Genomic DNA, 18,976 nt, shown 5'->3' with positions numbered 1-18,976 from the left:
GGCTTTGTTGCACAAAGATTTCATAACTATATGATTTTAAAAGTTTTGATTATTTTTTGATCCAAAATTAAATGTATTTAAATCAGATGCTTACATATTTATGCAACAAAGCCATTCTGCACTAAAACAATTTTCAGATTTGAAAATGAGGACAGTACAGGTCAATCAAATTAGTGCAATGGCAATTCAAGGAAGTCAAATTCATATTTCTAGACTTTTGTATTTAAAGTCAGGTCCACTTGCAAAACACATTCCAATTACGCAGTTGTTTTATAATATTCAATTTAACCCTGCGGCAAGAGCAGTAGTTGCTGGAAATCAGAGTTTTTCAGTCGTTGCCACTGTAGATATTCGAACAAAGGTCAATTTAGCTGTTAAAAATTCACCGCAGATAACGAAGAATTGAATATTGGCAATTGTAGGTTTCTTTGAGATGTTGAACTTTTATTTTCAATATGGCGCTTGGCAAAAAGATGTTGAAAATAAACCAGAAATTGCAGCACAACTGGTTGGCTCATCTATGACTTTACTTGCTGTTGCATTTGAAGCTATAGGTGAAAATTTTCATACCAAAGGAAAAGCAGTAGCCTCCTCTACAATAGCCTTTAGAATTTTTTCTGGAGCGTTGGGAACAATGGGAGGCGTAATTGGTTTGTATGTGGATTATAAGAATATTAAAGAAACGAACTCTACGACAATAATACTCATTTCATATGTAAGACTTTTAACGAGTTTGGCTTTAACTGTAGGACAAGCTGGAGTATTCGCAAGCTCAGTTGCACCATATATCGGAAAGGGTGTATTAAATCGGACAGCAGTAAGATTTTCTTCAAATGTTATTGTTGCTGCTCTTGCTGGAGCACGTGTAGTAGCAGGTTTGACTGTGATTTCCGTTTTATTGGTGGCTTTAGAGTATGCTCTTAAAAATTATGTGCTGGATAATGCATTCGAGGATTGGTGCCAAAAAACACCGTTTAGGAAAGCAAATAGCCAAGAAAGGCCTTTTAAAAATGAAGATGAAGAATATCAAGAGTTTGTAAAAGCAGTAGTGAGTGTTTGAGTATGTATGATTTGATGAAGTTTGAAGGCCGTATTGAAGCGTTAGAAATTCATAACGGCGTGCTAAATACTTTGGGAAATGCAGGGAATAGCTTAATTAAGTCCTCAGCAATTTTAAGTACGGTTGCTGGTAGTGTTTCCTTGGGTGCACAAACTGTTTTTTTAGCCACACAAAGCCGTTTACATATCCAAACTGTTGTGATGAAAATAGGAGGAAAAGTGTGTGTAGGTCAGTTTCATCGTGCCCTGTTTGAAGCAGGTGAATATGTCATTTGTATTGCTCGACAAATTGAACCCAATGTATATGAGTTATGTTCAGTATTAAGTCCAAGAACGGGTTTATTACATATGCAAGTGGGCATGGGGGCAGCCGATAAACCCGCATATCAATCGATGATGAAAGGGGGAATAGTTTGGTATGCAATTACTGTTATTGGAGCTTTTTTAATTTTTATATTTGCTGGTGATCTAACCCAGAAAATGTTTATAATTTTAGCTGTAGCTTGTATTTTATTTTATTTTTATGTTTATTGTGAAAAATGCATTCAATTCATTACGACATTTGAATGAAAAATCAGAACAAGTTTTTGAGATGTACGGTTTCCAAAATCCTGAAAAGATTTATTTACTTACTGCTCGCCATCAAGATGATAATGCAAAATTAATATTAGAATCGGTTTATGAATACCGTAATGCGATTGATGATGACCCATATCCTGAAGTTTATATAGCAGAACAAGAAAAGAAAAATTAATGTATTTAGGCTTTGTTGCACAAATATTTCATAACTATATGATTTTAAGGGTTTTGATTATTTTTTTGACCCAAAATTAAATTTATTTAAATCAGATGCTTACATATTTATGCAACAAAGCCAATTGAGAGTGTTATGAAAAAATTTGAGTTAATTAATAAGTCTGTATTTATGATTTTGTTTTTTATTTTATTGGTAATTTATTCATATGTTCATAAGGGTTATTCTTTTCTTCTTATTTTAAGTATTATTCTAGGTTTTTTTTTCTGGTTTTTAGGTCGTTTTAATTATATTAAATTTTATTTTAAATTTGTTTTGTTAAATGTTTTAATAGTTTTTTTCTATGTTTTGGGTGGGGTGTATTTAACAATAATTGAGGGTTGGGGGATTATATTTGTTTTTTTATTATTATTTTTCTTAATTGATTTTTCTTTGTCAATAAAAAAATAAAAAGAATGCAAAAACATTATAAGTTAAATAATACTGTAATTGACAATAATTTGGATAATTATACTCATGATTTTGAAGTTGAGCACGGAAAAGTATGGGGGGATGGGATTTTTTTTCAATTTGGACTTATTTCGTATATGTTTGTTATAGGGCCCTATTTTATAATTATTAATTCGCCTTTTTATTTTGATGCAGGTGGGTTAATGTTAGGTATTAAATCAAATGCTTTTGTCTATTTTGGTATTTTGTTAATGTTGATACTATGGGAATATTCATTAAAGCGGTTCTATTTTTTTAGTGGTCTTGAATATAAATTTAAAAATGAGTGAAATATAAAAAAAGCCCTTACGGGCTTTTTTCAATTTAATGATTGTATCGGGCTTCCACCCAGCGCCTGCAATAAAGTTACATAAGCATTATATTGACTCTGACGGGTTTGCACCAAAGACAAACGGGCATTACGCGTGGTTTCCTGTGCATCTAACAGATTTTTTAACGCCACTGCGCCGTTACGATAACGGACTTCAGTCAACCGTTCAGACTTTTCAGCCAGTTCGACATTACGTGCTTGCAAGGCAAGCTGCTTATCCAGCTCATTACGTGCCGATAATGCATTTTCCACATCTGCAAAGGCGACATATAGGGTCTGGCGATACTGCAAAATCGCTTTTTCATATTCCAGTTCGTTGACCTGTAAATCACGTTTCATGTCATTCCATTGTAAAAATGGCAGACTTAATCCTGCACCCAAGGTCAAGGCCGGATTTTGCAATGCACTGCTTAGTGAGGTAGAGGCACCCACACCTGTTGATAGTGCGCCAGTCAAGCTGATCGATGGATAATAGCTGGCCCGATTGGCATCTTTATTGGCCAGGGCTTTACGCAGGCGTAACTCGGCAGCCTGTAAGTCCGGACGACGCGCCAATAATTCTGCCGGCAAACCGGCACTAATCTCCGGCAACGCCGTACGTGGTAAACGCGGCGGTTCCTGAATATTCAGCTGCTGCACCGGCATGTTTAATAAAACCGCCAAGGCTGTCCGGGTTTCTACACGCTGCTGCTCAATCTGGCTTAAGGTTGATTTCTGGTTTTGTACCGACTGTTCTGCCTGGGTTACATCCAGACCCGATACCGCGCCAGCCCGATACTGTACTTGTACCAGTTCATAGGTTTTTTGTGCGGTCGCCAGGTTTTGCTGGACCACCTGATAACGTTCATTTAAATAGCCCAGCTGCCAATACAGCTCTGCTGCTGTACCAATCAAACTCTGTGCTGTGGCCTGTAAATCCTGCTCGGTGGCTAAGGCTTCCCAGCGCGCAGCTTCGGTCTGGTTGGCCAGTTTGCCAAATAAATCCAGTTCATAACTCAAGCGTGGATAGCCCAGAGAAATTCCGGTCGAGGCATTACCATCGCCATCCAGACTAAAACGGTGCCCGGTTGAAATGCTGGCATCTCCAATCCGGATCCCTTGCTGGCTTTGAGACTGTCCCGCCTGTAGACGAGCCTGTTGCAGGTTAATCCCCGCAACTGCCAGATCGCTATTGCGCGTCAAGGTTTGTTCAACCAGGGCATTCAGCTGGGCATCCTTAAACAGCGTCCACCACTGATCGGCCTGAACCTGGGCATGCACCTGCTGGCTAACCGCTTTACTGTTCTGGAAACTGCCCGGAATAGTCACAGCGGGTGCCTGATATGGGGTTTTCACCACCGCCGCACAGCCGACCAGGCTGCTGCTCAATAGCAAGGCGGTTGCAAGCTTACTGAAATTCAATTGCATGAAAGTATCCTTATTCTCGAGACAGGGCATCGACGGGGTTTAAACGGGCAGCGTTACGGGCAGGAATAAAGCCAAACACAATCCCGATCAGGCTGGAACAGATAAAGGCTGCCACAATGGAGGTGGTCGAGTAAGCCATTTGGAAAGTCCCGCCGGCGAACTGGGTAATCAGTTGTCCAATCCCTAAAGATAAGAGCACCCCGAGAATACCACCTAAAATACAGACCAGTACGGCTTCAATCAGGAACTGCTGCAAGATGTCACTTTGTCGGGCACCCACCGCCATACGAACGCCGATTTCCTGCGTCCGCTCTGTAACCGATACCAGCATGATGTTCATCACCCCGATACCACCCACCACCAGAGAAATCACGGCAATGGCTGAAATCAGCAGGGTCATCGTCGCAGTGGTCTGCTGGATGGTTTCCCGAATACTGTCGGCATTCTGGGTAAAGACATCCTGCGCGCCATGGCGCTGGACCAGCAGGCTTAAAATTGCATTTTCTGCGGCGGCACTTGGATATTCATCTTTAATCCGGACAATGATGCTGCGCACATGCGATTGCCCCAGCATCCGGCTTAAAACGGTGGAGTAGGGCAGATAGACATTCAGGCTATCCGCATTACCGCCCATGCCTTGCTGGGCATCGACCACCCCAATAATGCGGCTCGGTACGCTCCCCAGTAAAATCACCTGACCTACCGGGTTAGAGCCGTCACTAAAGAAAGTCTTTTGGGTGTTGGTATCAATCACCACGTCTTGGGCTTGAGTGCGGACACTGCTCCGGTCAAAAGGTTGACCGCTGTTAAAATCCAGACCGCGTACATAGAAGAAGTCTTCACTCACACCATTCACGGTGGTCGAGGCTTCAATTTCCTTAAAGCGTCCGGTCACGCTGGTATTCACCGACGGGCTGACCCCATCGACATAGGGCTGTTCCGCCAGCGCATCGGCATCTGCGGGAATCAGGGTTCTGACCTGAGAGGAACGTGAATTGTCCCCGAAGCCCCGGCCCTGATACACGGTGATGGTATTGGTACCCAGACTGCTGATGTTTTCCAGAATCTGTTTTTGTGAACCATTGCCGAGTGCCACCACTGAAACCACCGAGGCAATCCCGATAATAATCCCGAGCATGGTCAGAAAGGTTCGCATCCGGTGTGCATTCATGGCCAGTAAGGCCATACGGAAGGCTTCTCCCAGACGGTCCACCGCGGAGCGCCAGGACGAAATTTTCTTTTGTGTATTGCGTTGCAGTTGCTGTTTTTCTAGGGGCGCATCTTCAGTTTCTGGCGTATTCGGCTGATCGGAAATAATATTCCCGTCACTGATTTCAATAATCCGGCTGGCACTTTTGGCGACATTGTGGTCATGGGTGACCAGAATAATAGTATGACCCTGGGCATTCAGCTCGCGCAGAATCCGCATTACCTCAATGCCGCTGTTTTTGTCCAGCGCACCGGTCGGTTCATCGGCTAGAATCACATCGCCGCCATTCATTAGCGCACGCGCAATCGAAACACGCTGTTGCTGACCACCAGAAAGCTGGCTTGGACGGTTCTGGGTTTTCTCACCCAGACCCAAATCGGTCAGCAGTTTTTCTGCACGCTGATGACGTTCATCGGCATCGGCACCGGCATAAATCGCCGGCACTTCGACGTTTCCCGCTGCAGTTAAATCGCCCAGCAGATGATAGCGCTGGAAAATAAAACCAAAATATTCACGCCGTAACTGGGCCAGTTCATCGGGTTCCAGTTCACGGGTTTCGCGGCCATTGACGCGGTAGCTGCCCGAGGTTGGTTTATCCAGACAGCCTAAAATATTCATCAGGGTCGATTTGCCCGAACCGGACTGGCCGACAATCGCGACCAGTTCGCCGGGGTAAATCGCCAGATCGACACCCTTGAGAATCTGCACCGTTGATTCACCTGCCGGGAATTCACGAGTCAGATTCTTGACCTCGAGTAGAGGTTGCTGTTGTTGACTCATGCTTACATTCTCATTGGGCCGGAAGGACCACCACGGTTACTACGTTTGGCGCCATCGTTTGAAGTATCTGAACCATCGGCAATAATGACCTGATCACCCTCTTTCAAACCTTTGATGATTTCAACGCTAACCCGGTTATTTAAGCCAGTCAGGACCTGTTGCGGTTTGGCGCTGCCATCGGCCTGTAAGACACGTACCATTGCCAGTGCAGCTTTGCCTTGATCAATCAGGGCACGTTCCTGTTCGGTCAGGGTTAAGCGCGCAGGACGGTCACCGGCCGGGCGTTGACCACGAGCTTCAGATGCACCGCGTTCAGCCGGCGCCTGATCTGCACCCGGGGCACGGCTACGCTGTGGACGGTTAGAGGCCTGAATGGCTGCCGCTGGAATCATCAGGACATTTTTCGCTTCATCCAGCACAATTGACACCTGTGCGGTCATGTCAATACGCAACTTGCCATCTTCATTCGGAACATCAAACAGGGCGTTGTAATACACCGCAGAGCTTGAAGTGGATGAACTGTTATTGGTCTCGGTATTGATTGAATTTGGTGCCGGTTCAACCTGACGCAAGGTGGCGTAGTGTTTTTTCTCACTGTTGCCCAAGGTGGTGAAGTACACACGCTGGCCTTCTTCCACTTTCATAACGTCGGCTTCAGAAATCTCCGATTTTACGGTCATGGTGTCGAGCTTGGCCAGTTTGACAATAGTCGGCGCACTCTGGTTGGCGTTTACAGTCTGACCTTCTTCCGTAACAATCGCCACGACCGTACCATCCATGGGTGCAACAATACGGGTATAGCCTAAATCTTCACGTGTGGTGGCTAAGGTTAAGCGGGACTGTTCAATCTGGGCATTAATGGCAGCAATATCGGCCTGTGCGGTTTTGTAGCTGGCCAGTGCGGCTTCCAGTTCTGCACGTGAGGTCGCATCCTGGTCATACATGGCCTGTTGTCGGCGATATTCAGCTTCGACTTTGGCAAGATTGGCCTGACGCACCGCCAGTTGGGCCTGCTGGTTTTTAATGCTGGCTTCTGCGGTTTTTAATTCGTTTTCCTGACGTACCGAATCAATCTGGGCAATCAGCTGGCCCTGTTTGACCTGATCGCCGAGTTCAACATACATTTTTCTGACCTGTCCCGACACCTGGGCGCCGACACTGACCATTTTGGTGGCTTCAAGGACACCGGTGGCCAGTACTGAATTTTCAATATCGCCACGGCTGACGGCAGCGGTAATGTACTGTGGCTGTTCCTGTTTAGGTTTTAAAAAGAACCAGGCTGCAGCAATAAGTGCCACAATGGCCAGCGCAGCAAGCGCGAGTTTGGTTGGTTTTATTTTAGGCATGATCATCGAAACAGGTAAAAAGAATTAAACGGAATTATAAAAGCGAATTAAGGATAAATCGTGAATATTTTGAAGACATTGCAAATGATAATTATTCTATGTAGGTCCGGATATCCTGTTAAACAGCAAATAAAGGCCGACCACAGAGACTGGCAATGGCTTGCTGCACCAGCTGTTCCGGGTTGTCCTGACTGACGCCTTTAATAGCCGCATCAATATTTAATAACAGCGCTGGCCAGCTTAAAAACGTTTGTGGCGACAAACGGCGTACTGCCTGCTGGTAAGTGCTGACCTTGTTTTTCCAGATCCCCAGTTGCAAGGCATTCTGTGGTTGCTCAAACAGTTGCATCAGAAGCCGCATTTCCTTGCTGATACTCCATAAGATCAGGCTCATCGGCTCGCCAGAGGCAGTCAGATACTGAAAAATCTTGATAGATTGAGCCAGATTTCCGGCTAAAAGGGCATCGCTTAAATCATAAGTGGTATAGCGCGACTGGTCTTGCAGGCAGGCATATAAATGCTCAATCTGAATCTGTTCAAGGTCCGGAAATGTATCGCGCACCCGCATCAAGCTATTTTTGGCCGCCAGCAAGTTGTGTTCATGATGCTGTTCCAGCCATTGCCAGGCATCATTGGCCAGTTGAATCCCCAGTTTTTGTGCTTCAACTGCTAAAATCTGCTGACGATCGCGTGGGTAATTTGCCGTTAAGGCGACGCAAACGCCATTGGCCTCCACCGTCTGGAAAAAGCTTGACTTGAGGCTGCTGGCATCCTGCTTGGGCATGACCACCAGCAGCAGGTTATTGCTGTCTTGTTGTAAGTAGTTTTTCAGCAGTTTTAAGCTGCTGGCATCGGGCTTGATGTTGCCATGCACTTCAACTGCCAGTTGGGTGGAAAATAAAGACAGGCTGTTTAAGGCATTAAAGACATTTTTCCAGTCACTGACGCTGCTAATATCATAGCGCTGACGTTCAATGTCCTGCTTCTGCCAGCTTTGGCGAAAAGCATCAATCAGGTTTTGTTCTAGTAATGGTTCCTGACCATGCAGCACCCAGGCCCCCCGGGCATCATCAATCCGTTTCAGGGCCTGTAAGTAATCCAGTTTCATGGTGCAGCAGTTTGGCTGGTCGATGCGGCAGGTAAGCGGTTTGATGAAATCTGACGCACAATTTGCTGGGCCACATCATCAATGATCACATCACGCAGGAATTTCTGTTCCTGATCATCGGTGTTCACTGTTGCGACATCATATTGATAGCTTCGGGTGGCGACTACGGTACGCGGTTCAGTTACCGGATTGCCTTGTGCATCTTCAATACGGAAAGTCACATTTAAACGCAGCATGGTTTCGACCAGCTTGCCATTTAATTCCAGACGGCGCGGGCTATAGTCGAGTACCCGCAGCAGATAGGCATCATTGCTATTGCTGAGCTGGACACCGGCGGCACCCAAATAAATCGACAGTTTTTCCTGTAATTCTTCCGCTTGGGCAGGCAGCGCCAGACGCATTTTCGAATAGGCCACCGGGGCGACGGTTGGGTTGGTGCCTTTCAGATGAAAACCACAACCGACCAGGCTAGTAGCTAAACCGCATGTAAGTACAATAGCTGCGACACGTTTGCCCAAATGCATGTGTTGTCCTCTGTGTTGGCCTGAATCAAGCGAAAAATAAAATGAGGTTTTGATTGTATGTGCAAAGCCCGTTGACTGGCAACGGGCTTTGTGTTTTTTAAGCCTCCCTTTGGTAAAGGGTGAGAAGCATTGCTTCGCAAGGGAGGGATTCGTCCTTAAAGGTCCCCCTCTTGCGCCATATATGGCTCACCTTTTACAAAGGGGGACTTCCACGGTCCATATTATAAAAAATGGGTTCTCCTCCCTTTTTTAAAGGGTGAGAAGCATTGCTTCGCAAGGGAGGGATTGTTCCTTTATATTCCCTTCTCCCTTTGGGAGAAGGTTAGGATGAGGGTGCTTTTAATATTTCACCTCTCCCTAACCCTCTCCTGAGAGGAGAGGGAACCTAAGGAATTAAACCACCAAATTCACTAACTTATTCGGCACCACAATTTCTTTCTTGGTTGGACCGGTCAAGAATTGTTGAACTTCAGGTAATGCTTTTGCTTGTGCCAAAATGTCATCTTTCGATGCATCGACAGACACTTCAAGTTTGCCACGAAGCTTACCATTCACCTGAACCACGATGGTTTGGGTATTACGTGTTAATGCAGATTCATCCACAGTCGGGAATTGAGCAGAGGTTAACTCAATGCCAAACTGAGCCAATAAAGTCTGGCTTAAGTGTGGTGCAAATGGTGCCAGCAAAGTCAGAAGTGTGGTGATGGATTCACGAGCCACAGCCACGTCATTGTCATCTTTCGCTTCAAACTTGTTGTTCGCGTTTAGAAGTTCCATCATCGCTGCAATGGCAGTGTTAAATGCATGACGACGTTCGATGTCATCACCCACTTTTTGGATGGTTTCATGTGTTTTACGACGTAAGTCTTGTGCAGCAGTCGAAAGTGCAGCTTTGTCGATGTTTGAAGCAGTGTTACCTTGTTCAAGGAAACCTGTCGCTAAACGCCATACACGTTTCAAGAAGCGGTTTGCACCTTCAACACCAGCATCCGACCATTCTAAAGATTGATCAGGAGGGGCTGCAAACATCATGAACACACGTGCAGTATCTGCGCCGTATTGGTCAATAATCGCTTGTGGGTCGATACCGTTATTTTTCGATTTCGACATTTTCTCTTGACCACCAACGATCACGTCTTGACCATCTTCTTTGTACTTCGCAGACGTGATACGACCTTTTTCGTCTTTTTCAAGTTCGATGTCGGCAGGGTTGAACCAAGTTTTCTTACCTGATTCAGACTCGCGGTAATAGGTATCCGCAAGTACCATACCTTGTGTTAACAAGTTGGTGAATGGTTCGTTGCCTTGTACCACGCCTTCGTCACGCATCAATTTGTGGAAGAAACGTGCATATAACAAGTGCAGAATCGCGTGTTCCACACCACCGATGTATTGGTTCACAGGCAACCAGGTTTGACCCGCTTCAGGTTTCACCATGCCATCTGTAAAGTCTGGAGAAGCATAACGTGCATAGTACCAAGAAGATTCTACGAAGGTATCCAATGTATCTGTTTCACGACGTGCGTCGCCACCACAGCATGGACATTTGGTTTCGTAGAACTCAGGCATTTTATTGAGTGGGTTACCTGAACCATCAGGCACAACATTAGTCGGAAGTACAACCGGAAGTTGATCTTCAGGCACTGGCACTTGACCACAAGTGTCACAGTTGATCATTGGAATTGGACAACCCCAATAACGCTGACGAGATACACCCCAGTCGCGTAAACGGAATTGAACTTTGACATTGGCAAGACCTTGTGGTTCAAGTTTTGCCAAGAATGCATCAAATGCACCCTGGAAGTCTAAACCGTCAAACTCGCCTGAATTAACCAGTTTGCCTTCTTTCGAGCCGTACCATTCTTGCCATTCAGTTGCGTCAAATTCCGCATCATCTGCGCCTTTGGCATCAATCACTTGTTTGATGGTGAGGCCATATTTATTGGCAAATTCGAAGTCACGTTCATCGTGTGAAGGCACTGCCATCACCGCACCTGAACCGTATGACATCAGCACATAGTTTGCGATCCAAACAGGAACTTCTTCACCAGTCACAGGGTGTTTTACAGAAAGACCTGTTGCCATGCCTTTCTTCTCAGCAGTGGCAAGATCCGCTTCTGCAACTGAACCCATACGACATTCTTCGATAAATGCAGCAAGTTCTGGATTCGTTTCAGCTGCTTTAAGCGCCATCGGATGTTCTGCTGCAATAGCAACATAAGTCACACCCATTAAGGTGTCGGCACGTGTTGTGAAGACTGTTAAGCCATCTGCATACACGTCTGGATTCGCTGAAGGGAAAGTAATTTCCATACCCTGTGAGCGACCAATCCAGTTACGTTGCATGGTTAACACTTGTTGTGGCCAACCGTCTTTCAGCGTGTCTAAATCGTCCAGTAATTCTTGCGCATAGTCAGTAATGCGGAAGTAGTACATTGGAATATCACGTTTTTCAACCAATGCACCTGAACGCCAGCCACGACCATTTTCAACCTGTTCGTTGGCAAGTACTGTTTGGTCGACTGGGTCCCAGTTCACCGTTGAAAGTTTACGGTAGATCAGACCTTTTTTATAAAGCTGAACAAATAACCATTGTTCCCAGCGATAGTATTCTGGTGTACAGGTTGCAAATTCACGATCCCAGTCAATCGATAGACCAAGTTTTTTCAACTGATTACGCATGTAATCAATGTTTTCAAAAGTCCATTTTGCTGGTGCAACCTGGTGTGCAATCGCTGCGTTTTCAGCAGGTAGACCGAAGGCATCCCAACCCATCGGTTGCAGTACAGTTTCGCCTTTTAAGCGGTGGAAACGGCTGATCACATCACCAATCGTATAGTTACGCACATGACCCATATGCAGTTTGCCACTTGGGTAAGGGAACATCGAGAGGATATAACGACGTGGACCTTCTACAGTGTCGGCAACTTTAAAGGCTTTACGAGTTTCCCAGTCGCTTTGGACTTGAGGTTCAATCGCACTGGCTTGATATTCAGGGTCAATATGAGTAGTCATAAACGGATTAATGAATTACGGTTAAAAGTTTGTTGCACAGCATAGCGCAAAATGCAGCGAAAAGTGAATTTTGCGCGGCGGTTTCTGCTGGAAAAATTTAACTGATCGGGCCAGAGCAAGCAGAAACTTAAAAAACTTGCGGATTGGCACGTTCCTGTTGGGCTTGCTGCAGGGCAGCATTGGCTTCACGTTGCTGTGAATCCATCTCGGGAGCGGTTGCTGGCGTGTTCGCTGTCTGTGCTGTGGTTGGACTGTGCGTATTATTCGCTGCCGCCGTTTGCGCTGAAGTCGTTGGGGCAGAGTTGCGCCAGCCGTAAGTATCGACTTTGCCGTGTTTCTTGGCATTTTTCGGTGGCGGGGTGGTGGTGTAATGGGTTGAACCATTGGCATCGACCCATTTGTAGTACTGTTTGGCCATCACATTGGCGCTGGCCAGTGCGACTACTGAACATAATCCCCAAGTTAAAATAGAGCGATTCATCTTGTTATCCTCATGCTGTATTCAGCTGATCAATCTGCGCGTTTATCTTAGCAATAATTGGCGCCAAAGTTGATTAATTTTTAGGCTGGAAGATGAAAAATAACAGCATGAATCTGCGCCTGAATATCCTCGGCTGTTGTATCTGAAATAACCATTTTACTGCTGCAGAATGATCCATTTTGATGGGTGAATTATAAATAAACGATTTTTTATTTAATAAAATTCATTCATTTTTTTTATGTATTTTATATTTAAAATTTATGTGAAATAAAGGCAAGCACATGAAATATCATGTTTTATAACGGAAATTTAAATTTTTCTATGTAATGCTTGAAAACCAGATATGTTTAAAAAACAGGCACACAGCCAAGTTTAGGAAAAAAGCCAATTTTTAAACTTGACTTTAGGGGACGAAACTACAAAAATGCTGTCTTTAGTTTTATATGCCTTAGATCGATCACCCTTCGAATAAGTGTCATGTCATGCAATGGGCAACTTCTCTAGCCGAGAAGCTGAACAAAGCTGTGAAACGTGTTTATCCCAACATGTTTTTAGATCTCATATTGCTCAATCAGCAATCAGATCACAAATTTTTCCTATTGCGATGAAAACTATGAAATATGTGTGCTATAACAGTGCAACAATGAATTAATGAAACGCTGCAAATGCCTCCCATTTCGCAGTGATTAAGATTAGGGTGAATCACGTTGGAACTTTTATCTGGTGGTGAAATGCTCGTTCGTGCATTAGCGGACGAAGGCGTTGAACATGTATTTGGATACCCAGGCGGCGCCGTTTTACACATTTACGACGCGTTCTTTCAACAAGACAAAATCAATCATTACCTTGTGCGCCATGAACAGGCAGCAGGCCATATGGCTGATGCTTACTCGCGCGTAACCGGTAAGACCGGTGTGGTGCTGGTGACTTCAGGTCCAGGTGCAACTAACACCGTTACCCCAATTGCAACAGCCTATATGGACTCCATTCCAATGGTGATTCTGTCAGGTCAGGTTGCTTCTCATTTAATTGGTGAAGATGCGTTCCAGGAAACCGATATGGTGGGGATTTCCCGACCAATCGTAAAACACAGTTTCCAGGTGCGTCATGCCAGCGAAATTCCATCAATTATTAAAAAAGCATTCTATATCGCGTCATCTGGCCGTCCTGGTCCGGTTGTGGTTGATATTCCAAAAGATGCGACCAATCCGGCAGAAAAATTTGCCTACGAATATCCTGAAAAAGTGAAGATGCGTTCGTATCAACCACCACATCGTGGTCACTCAGGTCAAATCCGTAAAGCGATTGATGAACTGATTCATGCCAAACGTCCAGTGATTTATTCAGGCGGTGGTGTGGTGCAGGGCAATGCCGCAGCACAGTTAACTGAGTTGGCGCATATTCTGGGTTATCCTGTGACCAATACCTTAATGGGCTTGGGCGCATTCCCGGGTGATGATCCGCAATTCATCGGCATGCTCGGTATGCACGGTACCTATGAAGCCAACATGGCCATGCACAATGCAGACGTGATTCTGTGTGTCGGTGCGCGTTTCGATGACCGTGTCACCAACAATCCGGCAAAATTCTGTCCGAATGCTAAAGTCATTCATATTGATATTGACCCGGCAACAATTTCTAAAACCATCATGGCGCACATTCCAATTGTGGGCGCAGTTGAACCTGTACTCCAGGAGATGCTGGTACAGCTGAAACAGATGAATGTGTCGAAGCCAAATCCTGAAGCGATTGCAGCATGGTGGGAGCAGATCAATGAATGGCGTAAAGTTCATGGTTTGAAATATGAAAAGCCAACTGATGGCACCATGAAGCCACAACAGGTGGTGGAAGCTTTAGATAAAGTGACTAATGGTGAGGCCATTATTACTTCTGACGTTGGTCAGCATCAGATGTTTGGTGCGCTTTACTACAAATACAAGCGCCCACGTCAATGGATCAACTCGGGTGGCTTGGGCACCATGGGTGTAGGTTTGCCTTATGCAATGGCTGCGAAACTGGCATATCCAGACCAGCAGGTGGTGTGTATTACTGGTGAAGCATCCATCCAGATGTGTATCCAGGAGCTGTCGACCTGTAAGCAATACGGCTTAAACGTGAAAATTCTGTGCCTGAATAACCGTGCCTTGGGTATGGTAAAACAGTGGCAAGATATGAACTATGAAGGTCGTCACTCAAGCTCATATGTAGAGTCTTTACCTGACTTTGCCAAGCTGATGGAAGCGTATGGTCACGTGGGAATCCAGATTGACCATGCCGATGAGCTTGAATCGAAGTTGGCTGAGGCCATGGCCATCAATGATAAATGTGTATTTATTAACGTGATGGTTGACCGTACTGAACACGTTTATCCGATGCAGATTGCCGGTCAGTCCATGAAAGATATGTGGTTAGGAAAAGGGGAGCGTACAGAATGAGACACATTATTTCCGTTCTCGTTGAAAACGAAGCTGGTGCGCTTTCTCGTTTAGTGGGCTTGTTCTCTCAACGTGGTTATAACATTGAGACGCTGAACGTAGCACCGACTGAAGACCCGACTTTGTCACGTTTGACACTCACTACTTATGGTGATGACCACAAAATTGAGCAGATTACCAAGCAGCTGAACAAGCTGGTTGAAGTGGTCAAAGTGGTAGATTTGTCTGAAGGTGCGCATATTGAACGTGAACTGATGCTGATTAAAGTCAAGGCACTGGGTTCAGCACGTGATGAAATCAAGCGTACTGCCGATATTTTCCGTGGTCAGGTGGTCGATGTGACACCAACGACCTATACCATTCAAATTGCCGGTACCACAGAAAAGCTTGATGGCTTTATTGATGCGTTGGCTGAGAACACCATTCTGGAAGTGGTGCGTTCAGGCGTATCGGGTATCGCACGTGGCGAAAAAGTTTTAACTATTTAATTTAACAACGAATTCATCTCTCCCGGCTGGGAGAGGCGCTAGCAAGCTGAATAATGAAATTGCCCTAGCGGACAGGAATCAAAAGCATTTAAGCGGAGACAGCAATGCAAATTTTTTACGATAAAGACTGCGACTTATCTATCATCCAATCTAAGAAAGTAGCGATCATTGGTTACGGTTCACAAGGTCACGCGCATGCGCTTAACCTTAAAGATTCTGGCGTTGACGTAACTGTTGGTTTACGTGCTGGTTCAGCTTCTTGGAAAAAAGCTGAAAATTCAGGTCTTAAAGTTGCTGAAGTTCCTGCTGCAGTTGCACAAGCTGACGTGGTGATGATCTTGACTCCAGACGAGTTCCAAGCGCAACTTTATCGTGACGTGATTGAGCCAAACATCAAGCAAGGCGCGACTTTAGCATTTGCTCACGGTTTCTCTGTTCTTTATAACCAAGTTGTTCCACGTGCTGACTTAGACGTAATCATGGTTGCACCTAAAGCACCTGGTCACACTGTACGTTCTGAATACCAACGTGGTTCAGGTGTTCCTGATCTTATCGCGATTCATCAAGATGCTTCTGGTAACGCACGTAACCTTGCACTTTCTTACGCTTCAGGCGTAGGTGGTGGCCGTACAGGTATCATCGAAACTTCTTTCCGTGAAGAAACTGAAACTGACCTGTTCGGTGAGCAAGCGGTTCTTTGTGGTGGTGCAGTTGAACTGGTTAAAATGGGCTTCGAAACTCTGGTTGAAGCGGGTTATGCGCCTGAAATGGCTTACTTCGAATGTCTACACGAACTTAAATTGATCGTTGACTTAATGTTCGAAGGCGGTATCGCGGACATGAACTACTCTGTATCAAACAACGCTGAATACGGCGAATACGTAACAGGTACTGAAGTCATCAACGAACAGTCTCGTGAAGCAATGCGTAATGCGCTTAAACGTATTCAATCTGGTGAATACGCGAAGATGTTCATCCAGGAAGGTGCGTTGAACTACCCATCTATGACTGCTCGTCGTCGTCAAAATGCTGCTCACGGTATCGAAGTAACTGGTGCTAAATTGCGTGCGATGATGCCTTGGATTCAAGCAAACAAAATCGTTGATAAAGAAAAGAACTAAGTTCTAATTTCTGAGCCAAAAAGCCCTTGTGTTTCACAGGGGCTTTTTTATGTCATTTAAAAATAGAGCTTACTGAGTTAAGTTAACTTCCGTGCCTCAAAGTAAGGCAAAGCAATGCTTTCCCTTACTTTTCGTACCTTGGATTCAAGCAAACAAAATCGTAGACAAAGAAAAGAACTAATTTCTCGAATCATTTGATTTGAACGCGAAGACCCACTCACTAGAGTGGTTTTTTTACATTTAATATTGTGTGCCTTGCTTCATTCAAAGGAGTGCTTTTCTTCCTTGTACTTCATACAAAACACTGTTTTTTACTTCTTACGCTTCACTTAAAGTGCTGCTTTGACGTCGCTGCCAGATCATCTGCCCCAAAAATAACTACTGTACTGAGTGAGATGGCTAATCACGCTGGGTCACTAAATTGGCTGAAAAATACTTTTATTTAGAAGAATTATTTTTTACTCAGATTAAAAGTCGAGTGAAAAATGAATAAATGCGAAAAAAGTAAAAAATGAATCAGGAATAAAACAGATTGGGCTGCTTTGGTTTTTTCTGATGGGGTTTATGTATTTTATTATTTCTCCCTAACAGTTTATTGAATAAGGCTATCCCTATTACTAAGTATTTTATATTTAAAATAACAATCAAATAATCTGTTTAAATTGTCAGGCTTCTTAAGAATATGTGAAATTTCAACTAATTTTTGGTGGAAAATTCTAATATTTCGAGGGAAACTAAAAAAAAATGTAATAAATGTAAAGGAATGTTTATTAAGGGTATTTAATATTTTTTATAAAAAACATCTATTTGTTTTTATCTTAAAAAACTAGGTAGAAAAAAATCCCTAAAAATAGTGACCCAAGTAGCAAGGAGAATTTGGGTCACCAAAAAAAGAGAATTAGTCCAAAAACAGTCGATTAAAAAAGAAAAATAATTTTAAAAAATAAACACTTAGTCTTGTGTGAAAAATCCCGTATAGATGGTTTTTTCTGTGGAATACCTACAATAAAAGGACTTGCTCAGGATCGGGTTTTAATCAGTCTAAAGACATTCTGGTTTGGGTGAGTGATTAGAAAAATGGTTCTTATATTAAAGTTATGGAGAAACACGACATGTCTACATTAATTAAAACAGCTATGGCGGTATTATTTGCAGGTACTTGCTCATCAGCAATTTATGCAACAGAAGCTGAAACAGCTGGTAAACCAGGCGGTAAACATAACTGGAATAGCTGTACAACTTTAGGTTGTGAAAAAGATATTCCAATTAAACTAGAAGTTCCAAAAAAATGTGAAATTAAAGGCGGATCAGCAATTGAGTTGAGCAAAGCCGGTGGTACCAAAACATCTAACTATACAGTAAGAAGTAATACTCACTATGTATTAAATATTACAACTGCAAACAATGGTACCAATGCAAGTACATATGTTAAGCATGAAGATGATGGCACAGTACGTATTCCAACTACAATCACAACAACAAAAACAGGTGGTGGTGCGATTGCTTGGGGTAGCAGTAACCATGCTGGTCTAGCAGATGATGTCTATACTGTTTCGGTTACTAACTCGGCAGTAGCTCCATTCCAGCGTGCAGGTACATATTCAGACACTTATAAAATCAAAGTGTTCTACTAATTTAGTGTTTCGCCTAACTTGGTCTTCGGACCAAGTTAGGCTTTTTCGTTATAAAAGCTGGGGAATAATATGAAAAAAATAATAGCCTTTTTAGTTTCATCGCTGTGTTATGTATCTGCAAGTTATGCAGGTGTTTCTATTGATCCGGTTCAGATGTATATCAACAGTCAGGCTAAACAAAGAACCACAACGCTTACTTTAGAATCTACAGATGAAACTGAAGCAAAAATTTTTGAAATTAAAGCCTTTAAATGGACGCAACAAGGCAATGGTGAGAATGTTTTGGTACCAGATGACACCCTTATTTTAAATCCCAAAAACTTTATTCTGCAGCCGAATGGCAAACAGACTATCCGTGTTGGTTTTAATCGTCCTTTAGAGTCGGTACTCACCGGTAATCAGGAGGGTGCATGGCGCATTCTGGTGGAAGAAATTCCACAGGCCGTGAAAGAAACCTCAGTTAACTTTCTGCTCAGCTTTAACCTGCCTTTATTTGTCGGTAAGCAGGAAGATACGAACGTTAAATTTAATATTGAGAATAACCGGCTGGTTGCACAAAATCAGGCCAATTCGCATGTTCAGATTAATAATTTGAAGATTGTTGATGCCAATAAGAAGGAAGTGTTTAAGGCCGATACTATGGCTTACTTATTGGCCAAAATGAATTACAGCTATGAGTTAAATGGAACCAAGATTGCAGATCCAAAAAAGTATACTGTCCAATTTTTTACGGATAAGAACGATAACATGGTGGAGCTTAAATTCTCGGACTAGCGGTATAAGGGGAATTTGCG

The 18,976-nt window shown here is 43.9% G+C and carries 15 protein-coding genes and 1 pseudogene; 9 read left to right on the top strand and 7 right to left on the bottom strand.

Annotated features, from left to right (window positions below):
- Positions 1 to 100: 100 nt before the first annotated feature.
- From VF685_RS12010 to VF685_RS11995, 4 genes and pseudogenes are all read left to right on the top strand, one after another.
- Complete coding sequence (locus VF685_RS12010) at positions 101 to 406, top strand: hypothetical protein (protein ID WP_205779453.1); 306 nt, start codon at positions 101 to 103, stop codon at positions 404 to 406.
- Between the two features lie 3 nt (positions 407 to 409).
- Positions 410 to 1,060, top strand: coding sequence for a hypothetical protein (locus tag VF685_RS12005; protein WP_205779455.1), 651 nt, complete (start codon positions 410 to 412; stop codon positions 1,058 to 1,060).
- Between the two features lie 2 nt (positions 1,061 to 1,062).
- A pseudogene (locus VF685_RS12000) lies at positions 1,063 to 1,813 on the top strand (putative type VI secretion system effector).
- Between the two features lie 455 nt (positions 1,814 to 2,268).
- The gene (locus VF685_RS11995) at positions 2,269 to 2,592 is read left to right on the top strand and encodes a hypothetical protein (RefSeq protein ID WP_440203655.1); all 324 of its coding nucleotides are present in this window, start codon (positions 2,269 to 2,271) and stop codon (positions 2,590 to 2,592) included.
- Positions 2,593 to 2,621: 29 nt separating this feature from the next.
- On the opposite strand, the gene VF685_RS11990 is transcribed toward VF685_RS11995, so the two are convergent.
- The 7 genes from VF685_RS11990 to VF685_RS11960 form a co-directional block, all read right to left on the bottom strand.
- Positions 2,622 to 4,040 carry an efflux transporter outer membrane subunit gene (locus VF685_RS11990; RefSeq protein ID WP_163146117.1) on the bottom strand — a complete coding sequence of 473 codons (1,419 nt, stop codon included), beginning with the start codon at positions 4,038 to 4,040 and terminating at the stop codon, positions 2,622 to 2,624.
- 10 nt (positions 4,041 to 4,050) lie between these two features.
- Positions 4,051 to 6,030 carry a MacB family efflux pump subunit gene (locus VF685_RS11985; protein ID WP_005182346.1) on the bottom strand — a complete coding sequence of 660 codons (1,980 nt, stop codon included), beginning with the start codon at positions 6,028 to 6,030 and terminating at the stop codon, positions 4,051 to 4,053.
- 2 nt (positions 6,031 to 6,032) lie between these two features.
- Entirely contained in the window at positions 6,033 to 7,376 is a 1,344-nt protein-coding gene (locus VF685_RS11980) for a MacA family efflux pump subunit (protein WP_005182348.1), read from the bottom strand.
- Positions 7,377 to 7,494: 118 nt separating this feature from the next.
- Positions 7,495 to 8,484 (bottom strand): DNA polymerase III subunit delta, encoded by a 990-nt coding sequence (gene holA, locus VF685_RS11975; RefSeq protein WP_163142809.1) that lies wholly within the window; start codon positions 8,482 to 8,484, stop codon positions 7,495 to 7,497.
- Entirely contained in the window at positions 8,481 to 9,008 is a 528-nt protein-coding gene (locus VF685_RS11970) for an LPS-assembly lipoprotein LptE (protein ID WP_005182353.1), read from the bottom strand. Before VF685_RS11970 ends, holA begins: the two co-directional genes overlap by 4 nt.
- Positions 9,009 to 9,401: 393 nt before the next feature.
- On the bottom strand, positions 9,402 to 12,023 hold the full coding sequence (gene leuS / locus VF685_RS11965; RefSeq protein ID WP_127799888.1) for a leucine--tRNA ligase: 2,622 nt from the start codon (positions 12,021 to 12,023) through the stop codon (positions 9,402 to 9,404).
- Positions 12,024 to 12,150: 127 nt separating this feature from the next.
- Positions 12,151 to 12,504 (bottom strand): DUF4124 domain-containing protein, encoded by a 354-nt coding sequence (locus VF685_RS11960; RefSeq protein ID WP_005182363.1) that lies wholly within the window; start codon positions 12,502 to 12,504, stop codon positions 12,151 to 12,153.
- Between the two features lie 707 nt (positions 12,505 to 13,211).
- On the opposite strand from VF685_RS11960, the gene VF685_RS11955 reads away from it, so the two are divergent.
- The 5 genes from VF685_RS11955 to VF685_RS11935 all read left to right on the top strand — a co-directional run bounded on the left by VF685_RS11955 (position 13,212) and on the right by VF685_RS11935 (position 18,956).
- Positions 13,212 to 14,939 carry an acetolactate synthase 3 large subunit gene (locus VF685_RS11955; protein WP_035363671.1) on the top strand — a complete coding sequence of 576 codons (1,728 nt, stop codon included), beginning with the start codon at positions 13,212 to 13,214 and terminating at the stop codon, positions 14,937 to 14,939.
- Positions 14,936 to 15,427: an acetolactate synthase small subunit gene (gene ilvN, locus VF685_RS11950; RefSeq protein WP_005182370.1), complete on the top strand. Its 492-nt coding sequence runs from the start codon at positions 14,936 to 14,938 to the stop codon at positions 15,425 to 15,427. The genes VF685_RS11955 and ilvN overlap by 4 nt, the downstream gene beginning before the upstream one ends.
- Positions 15,428 to 15,531: 104 nt before the next feature.
- Positions 15,532 to 16,548 (top strand): ketol-acid reductoisomerase, encoded by a 1,017-nt coding sequence (gene ilvC, locus VF685_RS11945; RefSeq protein ID WP_005182373.1) that lies wholly within the window; start codon positions 15,532 to 15,534, stop codon positions 16,546 to 16,548.
- A gap of 1,112 nt (positions 16,549 to 17,660) precedes the next feature.
- The gene (locus VF685_RS11940) at positions 17,661 to 18,182 is read left to right on the top strand and encodes a hypothetical protein (protein WP_005182374.1); all 522 of its coding nucleotides are present in this window, start codon (positions 17,661 to 17,663) and stop codon (positions 18,180 to 18,182) included.
- 69 nt (positions 18,183 to 18,251) lie between these two features.
- Entirely contained in the window at positions 18,252 to 18,956 is a 705-nt protein-coding gene (locus VF685_RS11935) for a fimbrial biogenesis chaperone (RefSeq protein ID WP_005182375.1), read from the top strand.
- The last annotated feature ends 20 nt before the right edge of the window (positions 18,957 to 18,976 follow it).

It is taken from the genome of Acinetobacter sp. Brlt_5, from assembly GCF_051949055.1.
GTDB lineage: Bacteria > Pseudomonadota > Gammaproteobacteria > Pseudomonadales > Moraxellaceae > Acinetobacter > Acinetobacter indicus.
Note: the sequence above shows the minus strand (reverse complement) of the source record. Positions and strands in the feature narration are given on the sequence as shown.